Origin of the sequence: Pseudomonas sp. B15(2017), assembly GCF_002113215.1 — a bacterium.
Taxonomy (GTDB): domain Bacteria; phylum Pseudomonadota; class Gammaproteobacteria; order Pseudomonadales; family Pseudomonadaceae; genus Aquipseudomonas.
Genome location: NZ_NEJZ01000016.1, coordinates 56,007 through 69,167, shown reverse-complemented (window position 1 = coordinate 69,167; position 13,161 = coordinate 56,007). Strand labels below are relative to the sequence as shown.

General features: G+C 60.3%; 9 protein-coding genes. 5 read left to right on the top strand and 4 right to left on the bottom strand.

Translation table 11 applies throughout. The annotated features are described in order from the left end of the window. Nucleotides 1–93: 93 nt before the first annotated feature. The gene (gene cysK, locus CAF73_RS21780; RefSeq protein ID WP_085703805.1) at nt 94–1,068 is read left to right on the top strand and encodes a cysteine synthase A; all 975 of its coding nucleotides are present in this window, start codon (nt 94–96) and stop codon (nt 1,066–1,068) included. Nucleotides 1,069–1,255: 187 nt separating this feature from the next. After that, nucleotides 1,256–2,194 (top strand): aspartyl/asparaginyl beta-hydroxylase domain-containing protein, encoded by a 939-nt coding sequence (locus CAF73_RS21775; protein ID WP_085700631.1) that lies wholly within the window; start codon nt 1,256–1,258, stop codon nt 2,192–2,194. 57 nt (nt 2,195–2,251) lie between these two features. On the opposite strand, the gene CAF73_RS21770 is transcribed toward CAF73_RS21775, so the two are convergent. Next, complete coding sequence (locus tag CAF73_RS21770) at nt 2,252–2,452, bottom strand: hypothetical protein (RefSeq protein ID WP_085703804.1); 201 nt, start codon at nt 2,450–2,452, stop codon at nt 2,252–2,254. Then, a complete protein-coding gene (locus tag CAF73_RS21765) occupies nt 2,449–2,994 on the bottom strand; it encodes a hypothetical protein (RefSeq protein ID WP_085703803.1) in 546 nt (181 codons plus the stop codon). Before CAF73_RS21765 ends, CAF73_RS21770 begins: the two co-directional genes overlap by 4 nt. A 451-nt stretch (nt 2,995–3,445) precedes the next feature. Here CAF73_RS21765 and CAF73_RS21760 point away from each other — a divergent pair, with 451 nt between their 5' ends. Further along, the gene (locus tag CAF73_RS21760) at nt 3,446–4,309 is read left to right on the top strand and encodes a DMT family transporter (protein WP_085703802.1); all 864 of its coding nucleotides are present in this window, start codon (nt 3,446–3,448) and stop codon (nt 4,307–4,309) included. A gap of 57 nt (nt 4,310–4,366) precedes the next feature. Here CAF73_RS21760 and CAF73_RS21755 read toward each other — a convergent pair whose 3' ends face one another. Further along, nucleotides 4,367–5,275, bottom strand: coding sequence for a DMT family transporter (locus CAF73_RS21755; RefSeq protein ID WP_085703801.1), 909 nt, complete (start codon nt 5,273–5,275; stop codon nt 4,367–4,369). A gap of 84 nt (nt 5,276–5,359) precedes the next feature. Further along, on the bottom strand, nt 5,360–6,985 hold the full coding sequence (locus CAF73_RS21750) for a methyl-accepting chemotaxis protein (RefSeq protein ID WP_085700636.1): 1,626 nt from the start codon (nt 6,983–6,985) through the stop codon (nt 5,360–5,362). A gap of 415 nt (nt 6,986–7,400) precedes the next feature. On the opposite strand from CAF73_RS21750, the gene aceK reads away from it, so the two are divergent. Together aceK and hrpA are read left to right on the top strand one after the other, a co-directional pair. Continuing rightward, nucleotides 7,401–9,122, top strand: coding sequence for a bifunctional isocitrate dehydrogenase kinase/phosphatase (gene aceK / locus CAF73_RS21745; RefSeq protein ID WP_085703800.1), 1,722 nt, complete (start codon nt 7,401–7,403; stop codon nt 9,120–9,122). A 105-nt stretch (nt 9,123–9,227) separates the two neighbouring features. After that, entirely contained in the window at nt 9,228–13,139 is a 3,912-nt protein-coding gene (gene hrpA / locus CAF73_RS21740) for an ATP-dependent RNA helicase HrpA (protein WP_085703799.1), read from the top strand. The last annotated feature ends 22 nt before the right edge of the window (nt 13,140–13,161 follow it).

Genomic DNA, 13,161 nt, shown 5'->3' with positions numbered 1-13,161 from the left:
GCCGCTTGCCGCAGACGTTCGGCCCGACTGGACTGAGAAGGGCAACAGGCTTACCTTGGAGCGCTGAATTCAACGCTGCACAAGGACCCAGCCATGAGCCGTATTTTTGCTGACAACGCCCATTCCATCGGCAACACGCCGCTGGTGCAGATCAACCGCATCGCGCCCCGTGGCGTGACCATTCTGGCCAAGATCGAAGGTCGCAACCCGGGCTACTCGGTCAAGTGCCGGATCGGCGCCAACATGATCTGGGACGCCGAAAGCAGCGGCAAACTCAAGCCGGGCATGACCATCGTCGAGCCGACCTCCGGCAATACCGGCATCGGTCTGGCTTTCGTGGCTGCCGCTCGTGGTTACAAATTGCTGCTGACCATGCCGGCCTCGATGAGTATCGAGCGACGCAAGGTGCTCAAGGCGCTGGGCGCCGAGCTGGTGTTGACCGAGCCCGCCAAGGGCATGAAGGGTGCCATCGAAAAGGCCGCGGAGATCGTTGCCAGCGATGCGGGCAAATATTTCATGCCGGCCCAGTTCGACAACCCGGCCAACCCGGCCATCCACGAAAAAACCACCGGCCCGGAAATCTGGAACGACACCGATGGCGCCGTTGATGTGCTGGTGGCGGGCGTCGGTACCGGCGGAACCATTACTGGTGTGTCGCGGTATATCAAGAATACGGCGGGCAAACCGATTCTGTCGGTGGCAGTGGAACCGGCGTCTTCTCCGGTGATCACCCAGGCGCTGGCAGGCGAAGAAATCAAGCCGAGCCCACACAAGATTCAGGGCATCGGTGCCGGCTTTGTGCCGAAGAACCTTGATCTGTCGATGGTTGACCGGGTCGAGCTGGTGACCGATGACGAGTCCAAGGCCATGGCCCTGCGCCTGATGCAGGAAGAGGGGATCCTGTGCGGGATTTCCTGCGGTGCGGCCATGTCGGTGGCGGTGCGCCTGGCGGAAACCCCGGAAATGCAGGGCAAGACCATTGTCGTGGTGCTGCCCGATTCCGGTGAACGCTATCTGTCGAGCATGTTGTTCAGTGATCTGTTCACCGATCAGGAAAACCAGCAGTAAGTGGCGCGTTGATTCAGGTCAGCCAGGGTTCAGGATTGTTATGTTAAGAAATGCTTTGTTGCGCAATTCTTAACACTGAATCTTGGGTCGGGCGGGTTTTTCCCGGAGCCGGTAGTGTTTATCATGGCCGGCCGCCATCTCGGGCAAATGACATGGCGTGGCGTTGTCTTATTTCAAGGAGTTGTTGATGACCTTTTCGTTAGCCGCCAAGGTGTCGGTGTTGCTGCTGTTTGTGGGCAGCATCCTCTACGTGCATTTGCGCGGCAAGGCGCGTTTGCCGGTGCTGCGTCAGTTCGTCAACCATTCGGCGCTGTTCGCACCCTACAACGCCTTGATGTACCTGTTCTCGGGCGTGCCATCCAAACCGTATCTGGATCGCAGCAAGTTTCCGGAACTGGACGTGTTGCGCGATAACTGGGAAACCATTCGCGACGAGGCCATGCACCTGTTCGACGAGGGCTATATTCGCGCCGCCGAGAAGAACAACGATGCCGGTTTTGGTTCGTTCTTCAAGAAGGGCTGGAAGCGTTTCTACCTCAAGTGGTACGACAAACCGCTGCCATCGGCCGAAACCCTGTGCCCGAAAACCGTGGCGCTGGTCAGTGCCATCCCCAACGTCAAAGGCGCGATGTTTGCGTTGTTGCCGGGGGGCAGTCATTTGAACCCGCACCGCGATCCGTTCGCCGGTTCCCTGCGTTATCATCTGGGCCTGTCGACGCCGAACTCCGACGATTGCCGGATTTTTGTCGACGGTCAGGTCTACGCCTGGCGCGACGGTGAAGACGTGATGTTCGACGAAACCTACGTGCACTGGGTCAAGAACGAAACCGAACAGACCCGGGTGATCCTGTTCTGCGACATCGAACGTCCGCTGAGCAATCGTCTCATGACCCGCATCAACCGCTTCATCAGCGCCTGGCTGGGCCGTGCCACGGCACCGCAGAACCTCGACGACGAGCGCGTCGGCGGGATCAACCAGGCTTACGCGTGGAGCAAGAACTTCAGCGACAAGTTCAGCGGTAAGGTCAAACAGTGGAAACGCCGCAATCCAAAGGCCTACCGCGTGATGCGGCCGGTGCTGGCGGTGGTGGTGCTGACGTTGCTGGGGTATTGGCTGTTTGGTTGAGGCTGGATTTGAAAACATGAAACCGCTCCTTGTGAGCGGTTTTTTATTTTTTCTGAATCAGGGACGGCCCGCCAGCAAGATTGGTTCATCGATGGCGGTGCCGGTTGCAATGATCTGTAAGAGCCGCCTTTGACTGGCTGTCAGCCCCGTCAGATTAGAATCCTCCCTCATTGCATGCGCTTTTTTCTTTCTGGGGGACTTTTTTATTTCTTTGCGCATGTTCCCACCTTGGTTGATCAATATTTGAGCGTTTTTCACAATACTAGGCTCCCTACTGTTTTGACAAGACGGCCCTCGTTATCCAAACCAAAGTCGAGTTGTTCGTAAATTGGTATTGCTCCCTGGAATGGTTCTTGAACCTCGATCAAGCTGCCTCCAATGATGCGGGCGTATTGCTCTATGACCAGAACGGATAACGGTGCAACACGGTTCTTCAATGGATGAGTTTCTGTGGGCCGCCCCTCCAGTCGTACGATTCGAATGCGTTGCCGACTTTTATTCGGGTTGGCAAAGCAAAGTCCGCACAGTTCGGATTCAAACCAGATCGCGATGTCGAGAGCGAGAGGTTCGCGCGATTTCCATCCAATGACTTCTTCCCATGAAAAATGCGGGCTCTCCCAACACTCGAAAGCACTCAGCGCCAACGAGTCGATGGGTTCGAAACGTATTTTCGAAAGGTCAAGTGTTGTGGGGCCAGCCATCTCCAGGTCAGTCTGGAGTTGAGTCGTGGCAAGACGGGCAAGCTTCCTGGCTTGCGATTTATACAACTGATACCGCAGATGATTGCGTTCCCTTGGCATATGATTTCGAGCATTCCATGTCTCCCCATCAGTGGGTGTAGCCGTTGCTCGACAGACTATTCAGCTCTCGTCCACCCGTCGCTGGAGGCCCTTTGCCCAAAACGTTGCAATCCATGTCGCGGGCTGGTTATAGTCGGCGCTCGTGAGTCGCACGACTCACTGTCCAACCCTCCAAAAAAGATCAGCCCAGATGCCTGCATCCCCCATCAACGCGGTAGTCGATTCAGCGGTCAACGCTGGCGTCGTGCCGTGCGGGAATCAGCAGCCTGTGCAGATCAGTCATTACCCTCCACCTGTCAGTAGCACGCCGGTGTGCGCAGTCGTATCACCGCCGGGCGTTGGTGTTTCGGGCTGATCGGCGTTTTCTGCTGACCCCTGTGCCCGCCTGAAAAAACCTACTGAATTTCAGCTTCGGCTGAGTTGGCTATTTGCCTGACTACAGGTGGTATTCATGTTTGTCCTTTCGAAAAAATCCGCGCTCGCGGCCGCGTCCACGAGCCTGTTCGTTCTGCTGTGGAGCAGCGGGGCGATCTTCTCCAAGTGGGGCCTGGCCCACGCTTCACCGTTTGCCTTTCTGCTGATGCGTTTTGTGATTGCGCTGTGCGGACTGGTGGTGCTGGTGCCGTTGCTCAAGTTGAAGTTGCCCAAGGGCGGCAAGCCGATGCTGTACGCGATGGCCACCGGCGTGGTGCTGCTGGGTGCCTATCAGATCTTCTATTTGCTGGCGCTGGACCTGAAGGTCACCCCCGGCGTGATGGCGACCATCATGGGCGTGCAGCCGATCCTTACGGTGGTGATCATGGAGCGGCAGCGCTCGGTGAGCCGGATGTTCGGCCTGGCACTGGGATTGGCCGGTCTGATCATGGTGGTTTATCAAGGCATCGGCCTGGCCGGCATGTCGCTGGCGGGGATGCTGTTCGGTCTGCTCGCGCTGGCAAGCATGACCTTCGGCTCGATCATGCAGAAACGCATCACCGACAATCCCCTCGGTACGCTGCCGGTGCAGTACCTGGCCGGTCTGCTGCTGTGCGGGATATTCGTGCCGTTCCAGCCATTTCACTTCGAGCACAGCACCGGTTTCATCGTGCCGGTGTTGTGGATGGGACTGGTGGTGTCCGTGCTGGCGACGTTGCTGCTGTACCGGCTGATCGCCCGGGGCAATCTGGTGAATGTCACCAGTCTGTTCTATCTGGTGCCGGCCGTGACGGCGGTGATGGATTACCTGATTTTCGGTAATCGCCTGGCCGCGTTAAGCGTACTGGGGATGCTGTTGATCATCGTCGGTCTGGTGTTCGTGTTCCGTAAATCGGCTTAACCGCCGCGCATGAAAAAGGCCCGGGAGGAAACTTCCGGGCCTTTGTGCATCTGCCAATCAGCGGGTGGCGATTTCTGCCGACTTCACCGCCGCGGGTTTCAACACCAGCCACAGCGCAACCGCGATCAACACCCCGCCATACACGTGGGCCATCGACAGCGGTTCATCGAGAAACAGCGCCCCCCACAACACGCCGAACGGCGGAATCATGAAGGTCACGGTCATCGACTTCACCGGCCCGATGGAACTCAGCAGGCGGAAGTAAATGATGTAGGCAAACGCCGTGCAGCCCAGACCCAGGCCCAGCAGCGACAGCCAGACATTCCAGCCACCCCAGCTCACCGGCGGCGCAGTGATGACGCTGTAACCGAACAGCGGCAACAGAAACAGGGTCGCACCGAGCATGCTGCCCAGCGCCGACAGACGACTGTCGAGCCCGCCGGCCTGATCCAGCCAGCGTCGGGCAAGGAACCCGGCGAAGCCATAGCAGGTCGTTGCGAGCAGGCAGGCCACCGCGCCCATCAGCAGGTGCAGATCGAACGCGACCGGGCCGGCGCGGGTCAGCACGCCCACCCCGAGCAGACCGAGGAACACGCCGGCGAGTTTGGCCAGCGTGAGTTTTTCACTGAAGAACAATCCGCCGATCAACACCCCCATCAATGGCGTGGTGGCGTTGAAGATCGCCGAATACCCGGCGGGCAGAACCTGAGCGGCGACGGAGTACATGGTTGCCGGGAGGCCCGAGTTGATAACACCCAGCAGCATCACGGTCTTGAGTTTGCCTTTGAAATCCCAGCTGATGCGCATCAGACCGAGGATCACCAGCAGGCCGACGGCGGCAATCGAAACGCGGAAGAATCCGGTCGGAACCGTACCGATCGCGGGAGCGATGATGCGCATGAACAGGAAGCTTGCGCCCCAGATGGCAGCCAGCGACAACATGCGGAAAATATCGACAGGGCTCACGGGCCACTCCTTCCTTGATCGGGACGAGAGTGTTGCCGAGGGCCCCGGCGATGGCAACCGTTAATCAGGCATTTAATGTTCTGATCAGATCACGAAACGCGTCACTAGGCCGTTGAGGTCGACGGCCAGCCGCGACAGTTCCTGACTGGCGGCAGACGTCTGGGTTGCTCCGGCAGCGGTCTGGGTCGACAGATCGCGGATGGTCACCAGGTTCTCGTCGACTTCCCGGGCCACCAGCGCCTGTTGCTCGGCGGCGCTGGCGATGACCAGATTGCGCTGGTTGATCTGCGAGATCGACGCGGTGATTTTCTCCAGTGCATGGCCGGCGCTGTTGGCACGGCGCAGGGTTTGGCTGGCCTGCTCGGCGCTGTTTTGCAATGCATCGACGGTGGCTCCGGTGCCTTGCTGGATGCTGCTGATCATCAGCTCGATTTCTTCGGTGGAGTTCTGCGTGCGCTGGGCCAGCGAGCGAACCTCGTCGGCGACTACCGCAAACCCGCGTCCGGCCTCACCGGCCCGCGCCGCTTCAATGGCGGCGTTCAGGGCCAACAGATTGGTCTGCCCGGCGATGCCGCGAATCACCTCCAGAACCTTACTGATGTCCTGGGCCTGAGTCGCAAGGCCCTCGGCCTGTTCGGAGGCGCCGAGCACGGCGCTGACCAGTTCCTGAATCGAACTGATGGTCTCACTGACCTGCACATGCCCGTGCTTGCTGTCCTCGTTCGAGGCTTCGGACGCCTCGGCGCTGGACACCGCATTGGCGGCCACTTCATCGACCGCCGTGCTCATTTCAGTGACCGCCGTGGCGGCTTGCTCGATCTGGTCGTTCTGCTGTTGCAGGCCGCGGGTGCTCTGTTCCATCACCGAACTCATTTCCTCGGCGGCGGAGGCCAGTTGTTGGGCCGACTCGCTGATGCCGCGAATGGTCGAGCGCAGATTGCCCTGCATTTCGGCCAGCGCCGTGAGCAACTGCGCCGCTTCGTCCCGGCCGTCGCTGTCGATGCGACCGCTGAGGTCTCCCGAAGCAATTCGCCGTGCCACGTTCAGCGCCTGATTGATCGGCGCGGTGATGCTGCGTGTCAGCAGCCAGGCCAGCAGTAACGTGGCAATCAGGGCGATGACGATGATCGTGGCGACAATCCACAGCGCCTGCTGATACATCGCCGCTGCGGACTTGGCCGCGGCATCCGCGCCCTGCTGATTGAGGGTGATCATCTGCTCCAGGGTTTTGTCGAGCACCGTGCCCTGCGGCGCCAGTTCATTGTTCAGGCGCGTGTAGGCCTGTTCGTTCTGTCCGGCGTCGATCTGTTTGATGATCTGGTCGAGGATGCTCAAGTACTTGGCCGTATCGGCGCTCAGACCTTCCAGCATCGTCTGTTCCTGATCGCTGGTGATCAGGGCTTTGTGGTCGTCGAGGCGCTTGAGCAGTTCCTGGCGTTGCACGGTAAGCAGGCCCTTGCTGCGTTCGCGAACGGCCGCCTGAGTGCTGGTGATCAGGCGCAGGGATTCGAGACGGATGCTGGCGATGTTAGCCGCTGTGTCATGGATGCTTTCGATGCTGGGCATCCACGACTCCTCGATCACCGCCGCGCTCTCGCGCAGGGTTTTCATCTGGCCCAGCCCGAACAGGCCGACCACCACCAGCAGACTGGCCAGAACGGCAAAACACAAACTGGCGCGCAAACCGATACGCAGATTCCGGATAGACATCAATGTGCTCCTTAGGATGAGAGAGAGGATGTCCTCGTGAACCGAGGATCTTGTTGTGAGGCGGGTAATGGCGGGGTGTATATCAAAGTGCCATCATCTTGGTAAGGCCGGACTGATATTCGAGGCCGCACGAAGTCGGCAGGCGTGGTCAATCAGGGAAAGCCGCGAACTAGAGATGTCGCTGAGCAATTGGATCCCAACCCCAACGAAACCGCGGGCTGGCGCCGGGATGGTCAGAGAGCGGTGCGAGACGTTAATTGACCAAACGGTCGATTAAAAAAACTTTGATAAAAACTGTGTCGCTGTACAACCCGGTCGAGGATTTGGCAGAAATTGCGCTTCTCCTGCGCCCGCTTCCGTGGCTAAGCTCAGGCCTTCGAGCACAGATTCTCCAATTCCCGCAGAGGTCTCATCTATGCCGCAGCAATGGCCAGCCACCGAAATCGCCCGCCTGATCCTCGATGGCTTTGACGATTACCGCGAGCATTTCCGGCGAATCACCGACGGCGCCCGGGAGCGCTTCGAGCAGGCCCGCTGGCAGGACACGCAAACGGCGTCGGCCGCGCGGATCAACCTCTACGAAGAAAAGGTCGGTGAAACCGTCGCCCGCCTGCGCGAATATTTCGAGCCGGACACCTTGATGGACATCACCTGCTGGCCACTGGTGAAAAGCGCCTACATCAGCATCATCGACCTGCGTTTTGACGATGAGCTGTCCGAGACCTGGTACAACTCGATTTTCTGCAGCCTGTTCAGCCACGACCTGATCAGCGACGGTTGCATGTTCATCCACACGACGCGCCCGAGCCTGCGCCGGGCACGAGCCGCGCAAACACGCACCTATAAACCGCAAGGGCAGATATCGGGCATGCTCGCGAGCATCTTTGCCGATTACCGCTTCAGCGAGGCCTATGCCGATCTGCCCGGCGACTTGCAGCGTCTGGAAGCGCAACTGCGCGAGAATCTGCCGGACTGGGTGTGCAAGGATCCAGAGCTGAGCGTCGAGCTGTTTTCCTCGGTGCTGTACCGCAACAAGGGTGCGTACCTGGTCGGGCGCATCTACACCAACGACGATCAATGGCCGCTGGTGATTCCGCTGCTGCACCGCGAGGGACGCGGGATTCAGATCGACGCATTGATCACCGACGAAGCGGAGGTGTCGATCATCTTCTCCTTCACCCGTTCGTATTTCATGGTTGATGTGCCGGTGCCGGCGGAGTTCATCGGATTCCTCAAGCGTATCCTGCCGGGCAAGCACATCGCCGAGCTGTACACCTCGATCGGCTTCTACAAGCACGGCAAGTCCGAGTTCTACCGTGCCCTGATCAATCACCTGGCCAACACCGACGACCAGTTCATCATGGCGCCTGGCGTGCGTGGCATGGTCATGAGCGTGTTCACGTTGCCGGGCTTCAACACCGTGTTCAAGATCATCAAGGACCGCTTCTCGCCGTCGAAAAACGTCGACCGCGCCACGGTGATCGAGAAGTATCGACTGGTAAAAAGCGTCGACCGCGTCGGGCGCATGGCCGATACGCAGGAATTCGCCGACTTCCGTTTTCCCCTGAGCAAGTTCGAGCCGGCGTGCCTGGCGGAATTGCTGGAAGTTGCGCCGTCCACGGTGTCGCTGGAAGGTGAAACCGTACTGATCCGCCACTGCTGGACCGAGCGCCGGATGACGCCGCTGAACCTCTACCTCGACAATGCCAGTGAAGCCCAGGTGCGCGAAGCACTGGAAGACTATGGCCTGGCGATCAAGCAACTGGCGGCAGCCAACATCTTCCCGGGCGACATGCTGCTGAAGAACTTTGGTGTCACCCGCCATGGTCGGGTGGTGTTCTACGACTACGACGAAATCTGTTTCCTCACCGAAGCCAATTTCCGCCACATCCCGGCACCGCGCACGCCGGAGGACGAAATGGCCTCCGAGCCGTGGTACTCGATCGGGCCGCTGGACGTTTTTCCCGAAGAGTTTCCGCCGTTTCTGTTTGCCGATACCAAGCAGCGCAAACTGTTCGATCAGTTGCATGGCGAGTTGTACAACGCCGATTACTGGAAGGGACTGCAGGAGGCGATCAGGGCCGGGAAAGTGATCGATGTTTTCCCTTACCGTCGTAAAGGCCTCGATAACGAATAACCTGTTACTGATCGTTCCCAGGCTCTGCGTGGGAACGATCACAGTCAGGCGTAAATCTGCGACAATCGCGTCCTTGCGCCACTAGACGACCGAATTGCGTACCCGATGACCGACGAATCGCCCTCCATCGACAAACTGCTGAAAAACCTCGATCACGCCATGCTCGCCGACCGCCACCGGCTGCGGCGGCAATTGCTTGAGCTGCGCAAGAAACCCGACGAGGCCAAGCTGGCCCAGTGGGTGGCGCGCATGCAGGCGTCCTGCGATCAGGTGCTGGCGCGCAAGGCCAGCCTGCCGGTGATCCGTTACGACGACAGCCTGCCGATTGCGGCCAAGCGTGACGAAATCAAAAAGGCGCTGGAAAAGCATCAGGTGCTGATCATCGCCGGCGAAACCGGCTCGGGTAAAACCACTCAGTTGCCGAAAATCTGCCTGGAGATCGGTCGCGGCCAACAGGGCCTGATCGGTCACACCCAGCCTCGCCGGATCGCGGCGCGCAGTGTGGCCAGCCGGGTTGCCGAGGAGCTCGGCACGCCGCTGGGCGCGCTGGTCGGCTATCAGGTGCGCTTTGAAGATCAGAGCGATTCCAACACCCTGATCAAGTTGATGACCGACGGCATCCTGCTGGCGGAAACCCAGAACGACCGCTACCTCGAACGCTACGACACAATCATCGTCGACGAAGCCCACGAACGCAGTCTGAACATCGATTTCCTGCTCGGTTACCTGAAAACCCTGCTGCCGCGTCGCCCGGACCTGAAAGTCATCATCACCTCGGCGACCATCGATCTGGAGCGCTTTTCCAAGCACTTTGACGATGCGCCGATTGTCGAAGTGTCCGGCCGCACCTTCCCGGTGGAAACCTGGTATCGCCCGCTGACCCTGGAGCAGGACGAGGAGGGCAACCGCGTCGAAGATGACCTGACCGTAGATCAGGCGATCCTCGCCACCCTCGACGAAATCGCCGCGTATGAACGCAGCGAACGCCGCAGTCCTGGCGATGTGCTGGTGTTCCTGCCCGGCGAGCGCGAGATTCGCGACGCCGCCGACATGCTGCGCAAGGCCCAGCTCAAGCACACCGAAATCCTGCCGTTGTACGCGCGCCTGTCGCCGGCCGAACAACAGCGGATCTTCCAGTCGCATCCGGGACGTCGCGTGGTGCTGGCGACCAACGTTGCCGAAACCTCGTTGACCGTGCCGGGCATCCGGTACGTGATCGACAGCGGCACTGCGCGCATCAGCCGCTACAGCTATCGCGCCAAGGTCCAGCGCCTGCCGATCGAAGCGATCTCCCAGGCCAGCGCCAACCAGCGTAAAGGTCGCTGCGGCCGGGTCGAGCCGGGCATCTGTGTGCGCTTGTACAGCGAAGAGGATTTCCTCGGTCGTCCGGAATTTACCGATCCGGAAATCCTGCGCACCAACCTCGCGGCGGTTATTTTGCAGATGCTCCATCTGCGCCTCGGCGAGATCACCGCGTTCCCGTTCATCGAGCCGCCGGACGGCAAGGCGATCAGCGACGGTTTCAACCTGCTGCAAGAATTGTCGGCGGTGGATCGCAACAATCAGTTAACCCCGCTTGGTCGTCAACTGGCGCGCCTGCCGGTGGACCCGCGCATGGGCCGCATGCTGCTCGAAGCGGCGAAGCTCGGCAGTTTGCAGGAAGTGCTGATCGTCGCCAGCGCCATGTCGATTCAGGACCCGCGCGAGCGTCCGCCGGAGCGTCAGCAGGCGGCTGACCAGGCCCACGCGCAGTGGAAGGACGCCGATTCGGACTTTGCTGCTCTGGTCAATCTGTGGCGCGGTTTTGAAGAGCAGCGCCAGGCGCTGACGGCGAGCCCGCTGCGTAACTGGTGCCGCAAGAATTTCCTCAACTACCTGCGCTTGCGCGAGTGGCGCGATTCCCATCGTCAGTTGAGCCTGATCTGCCGCGACTTGCAGCTGAGCCTGAATAAGGAGCCGGCGGATTATCCGAAACTGCACAAAGCGGTGCTGGTCGGCCTGCTCAGCCAGATCGGCCAGAAAACCGAAGACGGCGATTACCTTGGCGCCCGTCAGCGGCGGTTCTGGATTCATCCGTCGTCGGGCATCGGCAAGAAGCGCCCGCAGTGGGTAATGACCGCCGAACTGGTGGAAACCACCAAGCTGTACGCGCGCATGGTGGCGAAGATCGACGCCGACTGGATCGAGCCGCTGGCCAGGCACCTGATCAAGAAGAACCACTTCGAACCGCACTGGGAGAAGAAACGCGGCCAGGTCGTCGCGTTCGAACAGATCACTCTGTTCGGGCTGATCGTGGTCGGCCGGCGACCGGTGCATTACGGCCCGGTGGATCCGGTGGTTTCGCGGGAGCTGTTTATCCGTGAAGGCCTGGTACGGGGCGAGATTCAGTCACGGGCCAAATGCCTGAGCGCCAACAAGCAATTGCTCGAACAGCTCGACGAACTGGAAGCAAAGGCCCGCCGGCGGGACATTCTGGCCGACGAAGAAACCCTTTACGCGTTCTACGACGCGCGACTGCCGGCGGAGATTCACCAGACCGCAACGTTCGACAGTTGGTATCGGGTCAACAGCCAGAAAGACCCGCAGTTGCTGATCATGCGCGAGGAAGACGTGCTGGCGCGCGAAGCCAGTGAAGTCACCGCGCAGCATTACCCGGACACCCTGCACATCGGCGATCTGGAACTGGCCCTGAGTTATCACTTCGAACCGAACCACCCGCGTGACGGCGTGACCCTGCGGGTGCCGGCGCCGCTGTTGCCGATGCTGCCGCCGGAACGTCTGGAATGGCTGGTGCCGGGGCTGATCCAGGCCAAGTGCATTGCGCTGGTGCGCAACCTGCCCAAGGCCTTGCGCAAAAACTTCGTGCCGGTACCGGACTTCATCAAGGCCGCGCTGCAACGCATGACCTTTGCCGAAGGTTCGTTACCGCAGGCGCTGGGCCGTGAACTGCTGCGCATGACCGGCGCGCGGGTCAGCGACGAAGCCTGGGCCGAAGCGGCGCAGCAGGTTGAAAGCCATTTGCGGATGAACCTGGAAATCGTCGATGGCCAAGGCAAGTTCCTCGGCGAAGGGCGGGATCTGGCGGAGCTGACCGCGCGTTTCGCTGAAGCCAGCCAGGCTGCTTTGGCCGTGCCGCAGAGCGCGAAGAGCCAGCAACCGGTGGAGGCCAAGGTCTTCGCGCCGGTGGCGGAAAAGACTCAGCAGAAGATCGCCGGGCTGTCGATGACGGTGTATCCGGCGCTGGTGGAAGAGGGCGGCACGGTCAAGGAAGGGCGCTTCTCGACCCCAGCCGAAGCCGAATTCCAGCACCGCCGCGCCTTGCAGCGCCTGCTGATGCAGCAACTGGCTGAACCTGCGAAGTTCCTGCGCGGCAAGTTGCCGGGCCTGACCGAACTGGGCCTGCTGTACCGCGAACTGGGTCGGGTCGATGCGCTGGTGGAAGACATTCTGCTGGCCAGCCTCGACAGCTGCATTCTCGATGGCGAAGACCCGTTGCCACGTGACGGCGCCGGGCTGGCGGCACTGGCTGAGCGCAAACGCGGCAACTGGACCGAGCACGCCGAGCGGGTGGCACGCCTGACCCTGGAAATCCTCAAGCTCTGGCACGGTCTGCAAAAGCGCTTCAAGGGCAAGATCGATCTGGCCCAGGCGGTAGCGCTTAACGACATCAAGCAGCAGCTCAGTCATCTGGTGTATCCGGGCTTCGTCCGGGAAACACCGATGGTGTGGCTCAAGGAGCTGCCGCGTTACCTGAAAGCGGTCGAACAGCGTTTCGAGAAGCTGGGCGCGCAGGTGCAGAAGGATCGAGTGTGGAGCGGCGAACTTGCCGGGCTCTGGACGCAATACCAGACCCGCGTCGCCAAACATGCACAGGAAGGCAAACGTGATCCGCAGCTTGAGCTGTATCGCTGGTGGCTGGAGGAGTATCGGGTTTCGCTGTTTGCCCAGCAGTTGGGAACGAAAGTGCCGATCTCCGACAAACGGCTGAACAAGCAGTGGAGCCAGGTAGAACCCTAGCGAGTGCCTGATCGCTCCCACG

Excerpts from the sequence above, each read along its gene's own strand:
- cysK (WP_085703805.1), top strand. The coding sequence starts at position 94 with ATGAGCCGTATTTTTGCTGACAACGCCCATTCCATCGGCAACACGCCG.
- CAF73_RS21775 (WP_085700631.1), top strand. The coding sequence starts at position 1,256 with ATGACCTTTTCGTTAGCCGCCAAGGTGTCGGTGTTGCTGCTGTTTGTG.
- CAF73_RS21765 (WP_085703803.1), bottom strand. The coding sequence starts at position 2,994 with ATGCCAAGGGAACGCAATCATCTGCGGTATCAGTTGTATAAATCGCAA.
- CAF73_RS21760 (WP_085703802.1), top strand. The coding sequence starts at position 3,446 with ATGTTTGTCCTTTCGAAAAAATCCGCGCTCGCGGCCGCGTCCACGAGC.
- CAF73_RS21750 (WP_085700636.1), bottom strand. The coding sequence starts at position 6,985 with ATGTCTATCCGGAATCTGCGTATCGGTTTGCGCGCCAGTTTGTGTTTT.
- aceK (WP_085703800.1), top strand. The coding sequence starts at position 7,401 with ATGCCGCAGCAATGGCCAGCCACCGAAATCGCCCGCCTGATCCTCGAT.
- hrpA (WP_085703799.1), top strand. The coding sequence starts at position 9,228 with ATGACCGACGAATCGCCCTCCATCGACAAACTGCTGAAAAACCTCGAT.